At 73.1% G+C, this 13,813-nt stretch carries 14 protein-coding genes; 8 read left to right on the forward strand and 6 right to left on the reverse strand.

Going from position 1 to position 13,813, the window contains the following annotated elements; genetic code table 11:
* Positions 1 to 23: 23 nt before the first annotated feature.
* Positions 24 to 1,073, forward strand: coding sequence for a helix-turn-helix domain-containing protein (locus AB0J69_RS49010; protein WP_364132797.1), 1,050 nt, complete (start codon positions 24 to 26; stop codon positions 1,071 to 1,073).
* Here the strand turns inward: AB0J69_RS49010 and AB0J69_RS49015 are convergent.
* Complete coding sequence (locus tag AB0J69_RS49015) at positions 1,051 to 2,013, reverse strand: alpha/beta hydrolase (RefSeq protein WP_364132798.1); 963 nt, start codon at positions 2,011 to 2,013, stop codon at positions 1,051 to 1,053. The two genes, AB0J69_RS49010 and AB0J69_RS49015, sit on opposite strands and share 23 nt — an antisense overlap.
* A gap of 95 nt (positions 2,014 to 2,108) precedes the next feature.
* Entirely contained in the window at positions 2,109 to 2,777 is a 669-nt protein-coding gene (locus AB0J69_RS49020) for a type 1 glutamine amidotransferase domain-containing protein (RefSeq protein WP_364132799.1), read from the reverse strand.
* Between the two features lie 72 nt (positions 2,778 to 2,849).
* Between AB0J69_RS49020 and AB0J69_RS49025 the strand changes: the two genes are divergently transcribed.
* The gene (locus AB0J69_RS49025; RefSeq protein ID WP_364132800.1) at positions 2,850 to 3,737 is read left to right on the forward strand and encodes a LysR family transcriptional regulator; all 888 of its coding nucleotides are present in this window, start codon (positions 2,850 to 2,852) and stop codon (positions 3,735 to 3,737) included.
* 15 nt (positions 3,738 to 3,752) lie between these two features.
* On the forward strand, positions 3,753 to 4,472 hold the full coding sequence (locus AB0J69_RS49030) for a dienelactone hydrolase family protein (RefSeq protein WP_364132802.1): 720 nt from the start codon (positions 3,753 to 3,755) through the stop codon (positions 4,470 to 4,472).
* A 42-nt stretch (positions 4,473 to 4,514) separates the two neighbouring features.
* On the opposite strand, the gene AB0J69_RS49035 is transcribed toward AB0J69_RS49030, so the two are convergent.
* Genes AB0J69_RS49035 through AB0J69_RS49045 form a run of 3 tightly spaced genes read right to left on the reverse strand, consistent with a single transcriptional unit; the run spans position 4,515 to position 9,092 of the window.
* Positions 4,515 to 5,255 carry an ABC transporter ATP-binding protein gene (locus AB0J69_RS49035; RefSeq protein WP_364132803.1) on the reverse strand — a complete coding sequence of 247 codons (741 nt, stop codon included), beginning with the start codon at positions 5,253 to 5,255 and terminating at the stop codon, positions 4,515 to 4,517.
* 1 nt (position 5,256) lies between these two features.
* The gene (locus tag AB0J69_RS49040; protein ID WP_364132804.1) at positions 5,257 to 7,857 is read right to left on the reverse strand and encodes an ATP-binding cassette domain-containing protein; all 2,601 of its coding nucleotides are present in this window, start codon (positions 7,855 to 7,857) and stop codon (positions 5,257 to 5,259) included.
* The gene (locus tag AB0J69_RS49045; protein ID WP_364132805.1) at positions 7,854 to 9,092 is read right to left on the reverse strand and encodes an ABC transporter substrate-binding protein; all 1,239 of its coding nucleotides are present in this window, start codon (positions 9,090 to 9,092) and stop codon (positions 7,854 to 7,856) included. The genes AB0J69_RS49040 and AB0J69_RS49045 overlap by 4 nt, the downstream gene beginning before the upstream one ends.
* 145 nt (positions 9,093 to 9,237) lie before the next feature.
* On the opposite strand from AB0J69_RS49045, the gene AB0J69_RS49050 reads away from it, so the two are divergent.
* Positions 9,238 to 10,326 (forward strand): alcohol dehydrogenase catalytic domain-containing protein, encoded by a 1,089-nt coding sequence (locus AB0J69_RS49050; RefSeq protein ID WP_364132806.1) that lies wholly within the window; start codon positions 9,238 to 9,240, stop codon positions 10,324 to 10,326.
* A 31-nt stretch (positions 10,327 to 10,357) separates the two neighbouring features.
* Here AB0J69_RS49050 and AB0J69_RS49055 read toward each other — a convergent pair whose 3' ends face one another.
* Positions 10,358 to 11,173, reverse strand: coding sequence for a GDSL-type esterase/lipase family protein (locus AB0J69_RS49055; protein ID WP_364132807.1), 816 nt, complete (start codon positions 11,171 to 11,173; stop codon positions 10,358 to 10,360).
* 95 nt (positions 11,174 to 11,268) lie between these two features.
* On the opposite strand from AB0J69_RS49055, the gene AB0J69_RS49060 reads away from it, so the two are divergent.
* The 4 genes from AB0J69_RS49060 to AB0J69_RS49075 are packed head-to-tail and all read left to right on the forward strand — an operon-like array spanning position 11,269 to position 13,715.
* Positions 11,269 to 12,162 carry an LLM class flavin-dependent oxidoreductase gene (locus AB0J69_RS49060; protein ID WP_364132809.1) on the forward strand — a complete coding sequence of 298 codons (894 nt, stop codon included), beginning with the start codon at positions 11,269 to 11,271 and terminating at the stop codon, positions 12,160 to 12,162.
* A gap of 41 nt (positions 12,163 to 12,203) precedes the next feature.
* Positions 12,204 to 12,698, forward strand: coding sequence for a cupin domain-containing protein (locus tag AB0J69_RS49065; RefSeq protein WP_364132810.1), 495 nt, complete (start codon positions 12,204 to 12,206; stop codon positions 12,696 to 12,698).
* The gene (locus tag AB0J69_RS49070; protein ID WP_364132812.1) at positions 12,698 to 13,345 is read left to right on the forward strand and encodes a metalloregulator ArsR/SmtB family transcription factor; all 648 of its coding nucleotides are present in this window, start codon (positions 12,698 to 12,700) and stop codon (positions 13,343 to 13,345) included. The genes AB0J69_RS49065 and AB0J69_RS49070 overlap by 1 nt, the downstream gene beginning before the upstream one ends.
* Positions 13,346 to 13,397: 52 nt before the next feature.
* Positions 13,398 to 13,715, forward strand: a complete 318-nt coding sequence (locus AB0J69_RS49075; protein ID WP_364132813.1) for a hypothetical protein — start codon at positions 13,398 to 13,400, stop codon at positions 13,713 to 13,715.
* Positions 13,716 to 13,813: the final 98 nt, after the last annotated feature.

Genomic DNA, 13,813 nt, shown 5'->3' on the forward strand with positions numbered 1-13,813 from the left:
CTCACCGATTTAGTCTGGTCACCGTGCAGGGACTGCTGCTGCGGCTCTCCACGCTCGACGCCGACGCGGAGAGCGCGGTGCGGGTCATCGCCTACTTCGACTCGCTGGTGCGCGACCACGTGAGCGTGCCGGTGCTGCTCGCCGCCACGGCCCGGCTGACGCAGTGCCCGGTCGGCCTGCTCGACGCGGCCACCGGCCGGCGCACGCGCACCTCGCCGGACGGCTCCGCCGACGCGCCCGCCGCCACCCCGGCCCGGGCCAGGGAGCTGAGCTCCGGGCTCGGGGCGGTCTGGATGGAGCGCGAGGGGCCCGCGCACGGGCTCGACGAGATCGTGCTCGAACGGTACGCCGCCGCGGCGGAGGTCACGCTGGAACGTGCCGCCGCGCTGACGCGTACGGGCCAGGACCCGGCGCTGGTGGAGCTGGCGCTGTCGGCCGAGACCGGCGAGGCCGAGCGCGCCCGCGCCCTGCGCCTGCTCGGCTTCGACCCCGCCACGCCGCTGCAGGCCCTGGCGATGGCGCTGCCGGACCGGGGGCTGGCGTCTGGCCTGCGCGCGCTGGGCCACCACGTGCGCGAGGCCAGCATCGGCGACACCCAGGCCGTCCTGGTGACGACCACCCTCCCACGGGAGGTGCCGGAGGGGGCCAGGGTCGGGATCGGCCCCGAGCTGCCGGGCACCCGGGCGGCCGAGTCGTGGGCGGGCGCGCGGGCCGCGCTGCGCTTCACCGGCCCCCACGACCTGGTGATGCGCTGGTCGGACCTGGGCGCGCTGGCGCTGTTCGCCGACCTGCCGGAGGCGGCGATCGCGGAGCTGGCCGACGTCCGGGCGATGGCGCGGCTCGGCGAGGAGTCGATGCTCGCGGTGCGGGCGCTGTGCCTGGCGGGCTCGATCCGCGGCGCGGCCGGAGCCGTGCACCTGCACCACAGCTCGCTGGCCGCGCGCATCGCCCGCGCCGAGTCGGTGCTCGGCTTCTCGCTGGCCGACCAGCCCGGGCGGATGCGCGCCCACCTGGCCCTGGCCCTGGCCCGCCTGCTCGCCAATCCGCAGGTCAGCGGCGGAACGCCCGCTTGAGCGCGGACATCCGGGCCTGCTGGGCCCGCCGGCTCAGCTCGGCGCCGGGCACCATGATGTCGAACCCGTGGAACGCCCCCGGGTAGAGGTGGAACTCGGTCGAGACCCCCGCCTGCGCCAGCCGCCGGGCGTAGTCGAGGCACTCGTCCCTGAACACCTCCAGCTCCCCCACGTCCACGAACGCCGGCGGCAGCCCGGACAGGTCGGTGGCGCGGGCCGGGGCCGCGTACGGCGGGACGTCGTCGGTGCCGGCCCGGTCGCCGAGCAGCGCCGACCAGCCGAAGAGGTTGGCCGACCGGTCCCACACCACGGCCTCGGCGAACTCGTGGCTGGACGGCGTGGTGTTGCGGTCGTCCAGCATCGGGCAGACGAGGAGCTGGAAGGCCACTTCGGGGCCGCCCCGGTCCCTGGCCAGCAGCACGGTCGCGGCGGCCAGCCCGCCGCCCGCGCTGGCGCCGCCCACGGCCAGCCGGTCCGGGTCGATGCCCAGCTCGGCGGCGTTCTTGGCGGTCCAGACCAGCCCGGCGTAGCAGTCTTCGACGGGCGCGGGATGCGGGTGCTCGGGCGCGAGCCGGTAGTCCACGGACACCGCGACGACGCCGAGCCGCTCGACGTAGTCGATCATCGTGGCATCGTCGATCTCCGGCACGCCGATGATCATGCCGCCGCCGTGGATCCAGTAGAGCCCCGGCCGGCCCTCACCCGGCTCCTCCGGCCGATAGATCCGCAGCCGGACGTCCGGCTCCCCCTCAGGCCCCGGGACCATGCGGTTCTCGATCGACACCCGCGTGTCGGGGGCGGGCGCGGCGGCCATCATCGCGTTCATCTGCGCCCGCTGCCCGGCGAGGGTCTCGAACGACAGCGCCATGTCGGCCGCTGCGAAGGGGACCTGCTCCATCCCGGCGCGCAGCTCGGGATCGAGGTTGGGGTGCAATGCCATGGGGTTTCCCTTCCACGGGAACGGTGGGGCTACTCCCTCGATGGTCGGGCCCGCAACCGTGGGGCACAACCGCCATCCGGCGGCGATTACCCGCCTCAGCCCCGCCGTTCGGCGAGCAGCCCGACCATCTGCTCGGCGAGGGGGGCGGCGCTGGCCGGGTTCTGGCCGGTGGCCAGGCGGCCGTCCACGACGACCCGGGCCTGCCAGTTCTCGCCCGGCTCGTGCTTCGCGCCGCGCGCCACCAGCGCGTCGGCCAGCAGGAACGGCACCACGTCCGCCACGCCGCGCTGCTCCTCCTCCGCGTTGGTGAACGCCGCCACCCGCTTGCCCGCCACCAGGTACGAGCCGTCGGACAGCGTGAGGTTCACCAGAGCGGACGGGCCGTGGCAGACGGCCGCCACGACGCCGCCCCGCTCGTACACCTCCCGCCCGACGCGGATCACGTCGGCGTCGTCGGGGAAGTCCCACATGGTGCCGTGGCCGCCGGCGTAGAGCACGGCGTCGTAGCGGGAGGGGTCGACGTCGGCCAGGCGGGCGGTGTCGCGCTGCTCGGGCGAGGCGAGGAAGGCCACCTGGGCAGGGTCCTCGGGGTCGTACCCGTCCTGGGGCGGCTCGCCGCCGCGCACGCTGGCGACCTCCACCTCGAACCCGGCCGCGCGGAAGATCTCCCAGGGGTGGGCGGCCTCGGGCACGTAGTATCCGGTCTTCTCCACGCCGCCGAGGTCGTCGTGGCTGGTCAGAGCGATGAGAATGCGCTTTGTCATGCCCCCAGCATCGCTCCCGCCCGCTATCAGCGACAAATAACAGAACCCGCCCTGAGGCATCAGAATACTGATATGTCACCTCTCTCGCTGGACCTGCTGCGGACCTTCCTCGCGGTGCACAGGACCGGCTCCATCACGGCCGCCGCGCAGACCCTCGGCCTGTCCCAACCGGCGGTGACCGCGCAGGTCAAAGCGCTGGAATCGGTGCTGGACCGGCCGCTGTTCGACCGGCTGCCGCGCGGCGTGGCGGCCACGCCCGCCGCCGACGAGCTGGCCCGGCGGGTGGCGCCCGGGCTCGACTCGCTGGATGAGGTGGTCGAGTCGGAGCTGCCCTCCGACGAGGCCGTCCATCTCGGCGGGCCGGCCGAGTTCCTGTGCGAGGAGGTGATGCCGATGCTCGCCCTGCTCGTACGCGACGGGCTGCGGCTGCGCTTCACCCTCGGCCTGTCCGACGACCTGCTGGCCGGCCTCGCGGCGGGGCGGCTGGACCTGGTGCTGTCCACGATCCGGCCCCGGCTGCGCGGGGTGCGGGCGGACGCGGTCTACGACGAGGAGTTCGTCCTGGTCGCCTCGCCCGAGGTCGCCCGCTCGGTGTCCGGGGCCGGGCCGCGGGAGCTGGCCGGCGTGCCCCTGGTGGCCTACGCCGAGGACCTGCCGATCGTCCGCCGCTACTGGCGTGGCGTGTTCGGCCGCCGTCCCACGATGGCGGCCCAGGTCGTCATCCCCGACCTGCGGGGCGTGCTGAGCGCGGTCCGGGCCGGGATGGGGGTGTCGGTGCTGCCCGCGTACCTGTGCCGGCGCGACCTGGCCGCCGGCGCGCTGGTCAAGCTGGCGGAGCCGCCGGAGGCGCCGATCAACACCGGCTATCTCGCCGTCCGCTCCGGCGCGCAGGCCAGACCTGCCGTGGCGGAGGTGCGGGCGCATCTCATCCGGTCGTTGCGGGCTGCGCCACCGTATTAGGGGCATGCTCATCGCATGTGCCATTCCACTGACAGCAGGCCGCCCGCGCCGCCCGTCCAGGGCGAGGTGGCCGCGCACGAGCAGATAGAGCTGACCGCCGCCGACGGCAACCGCATCATGGCCTACCGGGCCGAGCCCGCCGAGCCGAACGGGCGGAGCATGGTGATCCTGCCCGACGTACGCGGGTTGCACCCGTTCTACCGGGACCTGGCCGTGCGGTTCGCGGAGGCGGGGTTCCGTACGATCGCGATCGACTACTTCGGCCGCACCGCCGGGCCGGGCGACCGGGGCGACGACTTCGACTTCATGACGCACGTCAACCAGCTCGCCAACGACCAGGTCAGGGCGGACGCGAAGGCGGCGACCGAGGCGCTGGACGGGCCGGTGTTCACGGTGGGCTTCTGCATGGGCGGCGCCCAGTCGTGGCGGCAGGCCGCCGAGGGCAACGGCCTGGCGGGCGGCATCGGCTTCTACGGCGCCCTGCGCTTCATCGACGCGCCCACCACCGGCCCCGGGGCGCCGCTGCTGCTGCTCCGGGGCGGCGCGGACAAGGTGTCCACGCCGGAGGAGTTCGACGCGTACGAGGCCGCGCTCGACCGGGTGGGCACCGAGCACGAGACCCACGTGTACGAGGGCGCGCCGCACTCGTTCTTCGACCGCTCCTACGCCGAGTGGGCCGACGCCTGCCAGGACGCCTGGCGCCGCATCCTGTCGTTCACCGAGCGGCACTCATGACATTCGCCGAGCGGCACTCATGACGTTCGGCGAGCGGCGCTCCTAACCGAGGTAGGCGGCCCTGACGACCGGGTCCTCGCGGATCTCCCCGGGCGCCCCGGCGGCGATCACCTTGCCGAGGTCCAGCACGACGATCCGGTCGCAGGTGTCCATGACGAAGCCCATGTCGTGCTCGACCAGCAGCACGGTCGTGTCCAGGGCCCTGACGACCTCGCCCAGGCGGGCCGTCTGGCCGGTGTCCAGCCCGGAGGTGGGCTCGTCGAGCAGCAGCAGGCGGGGCCGGTCGGCCACGGCCCTGGCCAGCTCGACGAGGCGGCGCTGCCCGACGGGGAGCGCGGCGGCGTACGCGTCGCGCAGCTCGGTGAGCCCGCACAGCTCCAGCACCTCGGCCACGCGCTCACGCCGCTCGCGCTCCAGCCGCCGCCGGGCCGGCCAGCCGACCAGGTCGGCGGCCAGCCCGCCACCCCCGCCGTGCCAGTCGAGCGCGGCCAGCACGTTGGCGGCCACGGTGAGCCGGCCGAAGACCTGGGTGCGCTGGAACGTGCGGCGCAACCCGGCCCTGGCCCGCCTGACCGGGGACAGGCCGGTCAGGTCCCGGCCGGCCACGCGCACGCGGCCCTCGCTCGGCCTGCGCAGGCCCGACACGACGTCGAACAGCGTGGTCTTGCCGGCCCCGTTCGGCCCGATCACCCCGCAGACCAGGCCCTCCCCGACCTCGAACGACACCTTGTCCAAAGCCCTGACCCCGCCGAAGGCCACCGACACGCTCTCCACGGCCAGCACGTCACTTCACCCCCAGGTAGGCGGCGGTCAGCCGCTCGCTGTCCACCTCGGCGCGGGGACCGGCCCAGGTGACCCGGCCCAGCCGCATGAACGCCACCCGGTCGGCGATCGCCAGCGCCTCCGTGGCCTTCTCCTCGACCAGCAGCAGCGCGACCCCGCGCTCGCGCAACTCGGCGAAGACCTCGAACACCTGCCGCACCACCATCGGCGCCAGCCCGAGCGACGGCTCGTCGGCGATCAGCACGCGGGGCGGGCGCACGAGTGCGGGCGCGAGCGTGAGGAGCTGCTGCTCGCCGCCGGACAGGGCGCCGGCCAGGACGGTACGGCGCTCGGCGAGCTGGGGCAGGCGCTCGAAGACGGGCTCCGGGTCGGGCAGCCAGGTCCGCAGGTTCTCCTCCACCGTGAGGCCGGGGAAGACGCCCCTGCCCTCGGGCGCGAGCAGGATGCCGGCGCGGGCCCTGCGGTGGGCGGGCCAGGCGGTGACGTCCTCGCCGTCCAGCAGGATCCGGCCGCCGGTCACCGGCAGGTCCCCGGCGGCGGCCGCGCAGGTGGTGGACTTGCCCGCGCCGTTCGCGCCGAGCAGCGCGACCACCTCGCCGGGGCGTACGGCCAGGTCCACGCCGCGCAGCACCGTGCAGTCCTCGTACCCGGCGACCACGCCCTCCATCACGAACAGCGCCTCCTCGCGCTCGGCCGGCGCCTCCGGAACGACCCGCACATCCGCGGGCCGCCGGCGATGGCGCAGCTCGGCGAGCTGGGTGAGCACACCGTCGGGGTGCTTGGCGAGGATCATCCCGCCGAGCCCGAACAGGATCGCGCCCACGTGTGCCGACACGTCCCAGGTGGCCAGCAGCTCGGGCACGGCGACGGCGATGAGCCCGCCCAGCACGGCCCCGCCGATGCGCCGCACGCCCTGGAGCACCACCACGGCCAGCCACACGAACCCGGAGAACGCGGGCAGGTCGGTGGCGGTGATCGAGCCCTTGGAGACGGCGAACAGCACCCCGCCGAGCCCCGCGATCGCCGACGCCAGGACGAACAGCATGATCTTGGTACGCGGCGCCGACAGCCCCGACGTCGTGGCCGCGGCCGGGGCCGACCGCACGGCCAGGATCGCCCGCCCGGACGCCGACCTCTCCAGGTTCCGCACCAGCAGGGCCACCCCTCCGATCAGCAGGAGCAGCACGACCACCCGCACCCGGGGATCGGAGGTGTCGGCGAAGCCGAACCCGAGCGCCGGCAGCGACCACCCGATCGTCCCGTTGCTGAACGCGTCCACCTGGAACAGCACCTGGTCGGCCAGCAGCGCCATGGCCAGCGTGGCCAGCGTCAGCACCCGCCCGCCCAGCCGCAGCGCGGGCAGCGCCACCAGCATCCCCACCGCCGCGGCGGCCAGCACGCCCAGCAGGATCGCCGCGAAGAACGGCAGCCCCGACGAGAACGCCCACCCGCAGGTCAGCGCCGCCATCGAGGCGAAGGCGGCCTGTGCCAGGTTCACCATGCCGCCGATCCCGGTCACGACCACGAACGAGCAGAAGATCAGCGCCAGCACGAGCCCCTGCGCCGCGACGCCCACGTAGTATTCGGACCCCGCGAAGGCGAACGCCACCAGCGCGGCCACCCCCAGGGCCCACGGCAGGCGCCGCCGCCACGGCGGCAACCCGGCCAGGTGGTCGGGCGGCGGCGCGTCCTCCGCCGCGCTGCCGGCGACCCGGTCGCGCGACCGGTTCAGCAGCACGAGCCCGGCGAACAGCAGGATCACCGGCACGGCCGTACGCAGCCCGGTCACCTCTTCGAGGAAGTCGGTGTAGCCGGCCACCAGGTTCTGCACCACGCCGAGCGCCAGCCCGGCCGCGAACGTCCAGGGGATCGAGCGCAGCCGCCCGAACACCGCCGCCGTGGCCGAGGCGAACAGCAGCACCGTGTACGCGGTCGCGTCCAGCCCCAGCACCGACACCGCCAGCACCCCGGCCAGGCCGGCCAGCCCGGAGCCGAGCATCCAGGCCAGGGCGGAGGTGGCGTCCGCGTCGATGCCCCGGAGCGTGGCCAGGCGGCGGCGGTCCACGGAGGCGCGCATGCGCAGCCCGTAGCGCGAATGCCGCATGAACGCCCACAACCCGGCCGCCGTCACCGCCGAGAAGCCGAACGTGATGAGCTGGTCGCTGTCCAGGCGCACCCCGAGCACGTCGAACGCCTGCGCCGGGTGCGGCCCGACGCCGCGCGGCAGCGAGGTCGCGTCCGCCGGCGGCAGCGCGGCCAGGTCCACCACCAGCAGGCCGAGCGCGGGCAGCGCGATCGTGAGCCCGATGGTGGCCACGATCTGCGCGGTCTCCCCCGCCTGGGCGAGCCCGCGGAACATCGCCCTGTGCAGGACGTAGCCGAGCGCGGGCGCGAACAACGCCACCGACACCAGGGCCGACAGCCACGCGGGCAGGCCGGCCGCCTGGTTGAGCTCGTAGAACAGCAGGGCGGTCAGGAAGCCGACGGCGCCGTGGGCGAAGTTGAACACCCCGGTGGCCGCGTACGAGAGCGTCAGGCCCGATCCCATGATCGCGAAGATGGCGCCGGTGACCAGGCCGCTGAGGATGTAGTTCAGGATCATTTGAGCGGCACGTTGTCGAAGCACTTCATGCTCTTGGCCACCTGGAAGGCGCCGCCCTCCAGCTTGACCAGGGCACCGCAGCCGTTCGGCTCGCTGTGGTCCTTGGGATACTGGATCTTCCCGAAGCCGGCGTTCTCGTACAGGTACGAGCCGTTGCCCGTGGCCAGGAACCTCTCCCTGGTCAGGTCCTTGCCGGTCTTGTTCAGCATGTCGAGGAAGATGTCGGCGGCCCAGTAGCCGATGGCCAGGTGCTGGGTGAGCACGGTGCCGGGGGCGACCTTCTCGACGTCCTGCCTGAGCCGGGCGATCTCGGGGGCGGTGGACTCGAACGGCTCGAACATGGGCGCCGCGATCACGCCCTCCAGGGCCTGGGCGCTGGCCGGGTCCTTGAGGATGGCGGCGTCGTAGCTGGTGGCGTCCGTCAGCACGCCCTTGTAGCCGGCCCGCTTGAGAGCCGCGTACAGGCCGACGTTGAACTTGGTGCCGGCGATGACGGAGACCACGACGTCCGGGGGCGCGCCGCCGTCCGAGGTCATGATCTTGTTGACGTACGGGAGCCAGTCGGGGGGTGGCGCGGCGGCCGGGAGGCCGGAGTTCACGCCGGCCAGCTCGAAGCCGGCGGCGGTGAACGACTGGGAGATGGTGGTGCCGCCGTACTTGCTGCCGCTGGAGTCGGAGGTCTGCACGTAGACGCTCTTGCCCTCGGCGCCGCCGAGCAGGTCGGCCATCTGCCGGCCCCACCACGTCTGCGAGCCGGCCCCCTGCTTCGGCGCGAGGCAGCCGTTGTACCCGAACCCGGTCTTCGTCCCGCACCACTGCGGCCCGGTCGCCCAGCCGAACCACGGGACGCCCTGCTGCTCCAGGAAGGCGGCGCCGCCGAAGTTGGGGGCGTGCACGGGGACGAGGGCGAACACCTGGTCCTTCTGCACGAGCTTCTTGGCCGCCGCGTCGCCCTTGGCCGCGTCCTGGCCGTCGTCCTCGGCGCCGAGGAACTCGATCTTCCGCCCGTGCACGCCGCCCTCGGCGTTGGCCCCCTCGAACCTGGCCTTGGCACCGAGCTCGGCGTCCTTGGTGGAGTATCCGCTGGCGCTGGTCTTGGTCAGCACACCGCCGACCTTGATCGTCGTGTCGGTCACCCCGGCCGCGCCGCCCTGCGCGGTCGTACCCTGCTGCTGGGCCGCGCATCCGGCGGCGAGCAACGCGACCACGAACGCCATCGATCTACCCCGCACCATGACGGCCTCCCGTGCATTTGGCCTAGCGCTCGCTTGGTTTTGTGTCATGAGCGTAAATTCGCCCGGGAGGGCCGTCAACGGGCGCGGTCACACGTTCCCGAGCAACCGCTTGCTCATGATCGCCCGCCCGGCTAGCGTGTGGCGCATGCTGATGCGCGCGGCCGTGCTGACCGCATTCCACGCCCCCATGGAGATCCGTGAGGTCGAGATCGCGGATCCTGGCCCCGGCGAGGTCCGCGTGCAGATCAAGGCGACGGGCGTGTGCGGCTCCGACCTCAAGGCCATCGACGGCAAGAGCCCCGTGGTGAGCAGGCTGCCGTTCATCCTCGGGCACGAGAGCGCGGGGGTGGTGGAGAGCGTCGGTACGGGCGTCACCACCGTCAAACCCGGCGACCACGTCATCATCGCCATGAACGGCCCCTGCGGCCGCTGCCGCCCGTGCGGCGCGGGCCGCTTCCACCTGTGCGCGGGTCCCGCCCGCCTGCCCACGATCATGGGCGGCCTGCCGAGGATCACGCTGGACGGCGAGGAGACCCGCCGCTTCATCGGCATCGGCTCATTCGCCGAGTACGCCGTGGTGGCCGAACCCATGTGCGTAAAAATCGCGAAATCCGCCCCCTTCGACGCGATGAGCCTCCTGGCCTGCGGCGTCGTCACCGGCATCGGCGCCGTCCTGAACGTCGCCCAGGTCCCGCCCGGCGCCACCGTCCTCGTCGTGGGCTGCGGCGGCGTGGGACTCAACGTCATCCAGGGCGCGGTGCTGGCGGGCGCGACCACCATCATCGCCGCCGACGTGGCCGACCAGAAGCTCAAGCTGGCCGAACGCTTCGGCGCCACCCACACCCTCCGCGCCACCGACCTGCCGAAGCAGGTGGGCGAGCTGGCCAGGGGCGGGGTCGACTACGCCTTCGACGCGACGGGCGCCCCCGGCGTGCTGGCCCAGACCTTCGCCTCGACCCAGCCCGGCGGCACCACCGTCATGGTCGGCAGCCCGCCCCAGGGCCACCCGATGAGCCTGGACACGGGCCTGCTGTTCGCCTCCCGCCGCCTGATGGGCACCCAGGGCGGGGACGCCGCCCCCCACCGCGACCTCCCGATGCTGGCCGCCCAGTACCTGGCCGGCCGCCTCGACCTCAACGGCCTGATCTCGGAACGCCTCCCCCTGACCCGGCTCAACGAAGCCGTCACCCACGTCCGCCAGGGCACTGTCGCCCGCACGGTCATCACGTTCTGAAGGGCTGCCGCCTTCGGCCCATCGCCCGGCATCAACCGGCAAGCCACCCACCGACGAGATCCGCCACCAGCGCCCCGCCCCGATCGCTCAGGTGGACATGGTCGACCAGCAGCGTCCGCCCACCCGCAGCGGCGATCTCATCCCAGCCGCGCCCCAGAAGGTAATGCTGCGCCGCGACAGCCAGAGCGAGCGGAAAGCTGAAGTCGTAGGGCATCCGGCCACCTGTCAGCCGCAACTCCTCGGCCACCCGCTCGTACAGGGGCAGGTAGCCGGCTCGCGCCCGAGCGGCGACCTCCCGGATCACGGCGTTGTAGGCGCCGAGCCGGCCGTTGATCTCGCTGTCCAGATCCTCACCGAGCGGCGGCAAGGACACCAGCGCGACCCGGGCGCCGGTACGAGCCCTGACCCGATCGACGATCGCGTCGAGGTCGGCGCGATACTCCTCCAGCGGAACCCCGTTGCGAACGTCGTTGGTGCCGATGAGGATCGTCACCGCCGCCGGCCGGCAGGCCACGATGTCGCTGTCGACACGCTGCCGCAGATCGGCCGTCGTGTTGCCGTTGACCCCCGCGTTCACGAACTCGTGACCGCGGAACTCGGCCCGCTGCCGCAACGCGCCGACCCAGTTCGCGCCGAGCGCCCCCTGCGTCATGCTCGCCCCGGCGGCCACCACCCGGGGACGCGTCCCGGCCCCACCCGCACACGCCTCGGCCGGCGGGTTGTCGGCCGGCCGCAGGAAGGTGAGGTAGCCGACGGCGCCGGCGAGGTTCCAGTACGCCTTCCTGGGCCACATGGCGCCGCCCGCCGGCCGTGACGACGAGGCCGCCGCGGCGTCCTTCGCCGGCACCCTCCTCCAACAGCTCGCCTCTTGAAGCCCGAAGTAGCGCGCGGGGCGGCGCGGGAAGCTGGACGGCCCGCCGTCGCCGGGTTATTCGGTGGAGCATGACAGAAACCACGACCCGCTTCGCCATCTCCCTCCCCCAGCAGGTCCGCGACGGCGCCTTCGACCCCGGCACCTTCCGCGCCTACCTGCGCCGCGTGGAGGACCTGGGCTTCCACAGCGTCTGGACGCGCGAGGGGACGCTGTCGCCCATCCCCACCCTCGGCCCTGTCGAGGTCATGACGTACGCCGCCGCCGCCACCGAGCGCCTGCGCATCGGCTGTGCCGTGTTCGTCAGCGTCCTGCACAACCCGCTGCACCTGGCCAAGAGCCTCAGCACCCTGGACCAGCTCAGCCGGGGGCGGCTGGAGGTGGGGTTCGGTCTCGGCGCCGCCGACATGCTGGCGCCGTTCGGCGTGCCGCCCGAGGGGCGGGTGACGCGCTTCGTCGAGGGGATCGAGCTGATGAAGGCCTGCTGGACGGAGCCCAAGGTCACCTTCCACGGCCGGTTCTGGCAGGTGGAGGCCGCGATGGAGCCCAAGACGTACCAGAAGCCGCATCCGCCGGTGTGGATCGGCGGGCACCAGCCCGCCGCGATCCGGCGCGCGGTCCGGCACGGTGACGGGTTCGTGGGGGCGGGCGGGGCGACCACGGCGGCGTTCGCCGAGCAGGTGCGTACGCTCAGGGCCGAGCTGGAGCAGGCCGGGCGCGACCCGGCGAGCTTCGGGGTCGCCAAGCGGGTCTACGTCTCCGTGGGCACGGAGGGCCGGATCGAGGAGCAGCTCCGCCGCATGTACGGCGGCGCGGACGTGGCCGTCACCGGCCCGCCGGAGGCGTGCGTGCGCGGCCTGCGCGAGGTGATCGACGCGGGCGCGGGCCTGGTGCTGCTGGATCCGATGTTCGACGAGCCGGAGCAGCTCGAACGCCTCGCCACGGAAGTACTACCGGAATTGTGAGGACTATTCTAAGCTTCCTTGGAAAACTAGAGGAGGCGGACATGTCCTATCCCGAACCCCGCTACTTCGGCGAGACCGGCGAGCACAGCGGCGTCTTCAAGCTGGCCGGCCAGGCGCCGGACCTGTCCATGGGCGCAGGCGGCACGCAGGTCCACTACCTCGCGACGGGTGGCTCCACGAACGGCGCCTACGGCCTCTACCGCTGGGACATGGGCCCGCGCCCGTCCGGGCCCGGCGCGCACTTCCACCGGACCATGACGGAGTCGTTCTACGTGCTGTCCGGCACGATCAAGCTCTACAACGGCGACAAGTGGGCCGACGGCAAGCCCGGCGACTTCCTGTTCCTGCCGGAGGGCGGCGTGCACGCCTTCAGGAACGAGTCGGGCGAGCCGGCCTCGATGCTGATCCTGTTCACGCCGGGAGCGCCGCGCGAGGCGTACTTCGAGGAGCTCGCCGAGATCGCCACCACCGGCCGGCAGCTCACCCCGGAGGAGTGGACCGAGCTGTACCTGCGCCACGACCAGTACATGGTCTGATGTCCGCGTTCCCGGAAGAGCCGATCTACGCGCAGCTCGCCCGCATCGGCAAGGCCCTGGCCAGCCCGGTGCGGCTGCGCCTGCTGGACGTGCTCGACCAGCGCGAGCGCACGGTGGAGGAGCTGGCGCAGGCGGCGGAGATCCCGCTCAAGAACACCTCGGCCCAGCTCCAGCAGCTCCGCGCCGCCAACCTGGTGACCAGCCGGCGGGAGGGCACGCGCGTTCACTACCGGCTGGCCGACGAGGGGGTCTCGCGCTTCCTCGGGGAGTTCCAGGCGTTCGCGGACGGCCGGCTGGCCGACCTGCGCGAGGCCGTGCGCGCGCGGCTGGGCTTCCTGGAGGGCGTGACCGCCGACGAGCTGGCGGCCCGGCTGTCCGATCCGGGCACGGTCGTCGTCGACGTGCGCTCGGCGGCCGACTACGCGGCCGGGCACGTGCCGGGGGCGATCTCGGTGCCGGCGGCGGAGCTGCGCGACCGGCTGGCGGGGCTGTCGAGGGAGGCGGAGATCGTGGCGTACTGCGGGGGGCCGTACTGCGTGATCTCCCCCGAGGCGGTACGCCTGCTGCGCGAGCACGGCTACGACGCCCGCCCGCTGGACGGCGGCTACCTCGCCTGGCGACGCGGAGAAAAACCATTGGAACAGTGAGTGACCATGCCGTTACTGTGAGGCACGATCTCGACTCACAGAGGGAGGCACGGTGCACATCAGACGAGCCACCATGGCCGGCCTGCTGGCGGCCCTGACGCTGGGCGGGCTGGTCCCCGCCGAGACCGCGCAGGCCAGACGCCTGTACGACTTCGGCGCCCAAGGCGTGATCATCTGGAGCGAGCCGCGGGCGGGGTCGGGCCGCAACGGGCTCGGCTACGCGGGGCAGGGGTTCGAGTCGAACCGGTCGGAGGAGCACGGGCTCTACCGGTGCGACAACTTCGAGAGCACCCTGTGGCACCACGGCCGCAACGTGACCACCGGCGTCGTCGGCTGGGTCCCCGCCTGCAACCTCGCCGACCCGGACTAGTGGCAATGCCGGGAAGTTAGGACGGCTGGCGGTTGCGTCAAGGTGTTCGGCTGAACCAGAGACATGAGAACGGAGATCCAGTAGAACGGGTGATCTTC

The organism is Nonomuraea sp. NPDC049709 (assembly GCF_040674815.1).
Taxonomy (GTDB): Bacteria; Actinomycetota; Actinomycetes; order Streptosporangiales; family Streptosporangiaceae; genus Nonomuraea.

Bases quoted from the DNA above. Each gene is read 5' to 3' on its own strand.
- AB0J69_RS49015 (WP_364132798.1), bottom strand. From the start codon at position 2,013: ATGGCATTGCACCCCAACCTCGATCCCGAGCTGCGCGCCGGGATGGAG.
- AB0J69_RS49020 (WP_364132799.1), bottom strand. From the start codon at position 2,777: ATGACAAAGCGCATTCTCATCGCTCTGACCAGCCACGACGACCTCGGC.
- AB0J69_RS49025 (WP_364132800.1), top strand. From the start codon at position 2,850: ATGTCACCTCTCTCGCTGGACCTGCTGCGGACCTTCCTCGCGGTGCAC.
- AB0J69_RS49030 (WP_364132802.1), top strand. From the start codon at position 3,753: ATGTGCCATTCCACTGACAGCAGGCCGCCCGCGCCGCCCGTCCAGGGC.
- AB0J69_RS49040 (WP_364132804.1), bottom strand. From the start codon at position 7,857: ATGATCCTGAACTACATCCTCAGCGGCCTGGTCACCGGCGCCATCTTC.
- AB0J69_RS49045 (WP_364132805.1), bottom strand. From the start codon at position 9,092: ATGGTGCGGGGTAGATCGATGGCGTTCGTGGTCGCGTTGCTCGCCGCC.
- AB0J69_RS49050 (WP_364132806.1), top strand. From the start codon at position 9,238: ATGCTGATGCGCGCGGCCGTGCTGACCGCATTCCACGCCCCCATGGAG.
- AB0J69_RS49060 (WP_364132809.1), top strand. From the start codon at position 11,269: ATGACAGAAACCACGACCCGCTTCGCCATCTCCCTCCCCCAGCAGGTC.
- AB0J69_RS49065 (WP_364132810.1), top strand. From the start codon at position 12,204: ATGTCCTATCCCGAACCCCGCTACTTCGGCGAGACCGGCGAGCACAGC.
- AB0J69_RS49070 (WP_364132812.1), top strand. From the start codon at position 12,698: ATGTCCGCGTTCCCGGAAGAGCCGATCTACGCGCAGCTCGCCCGCATC.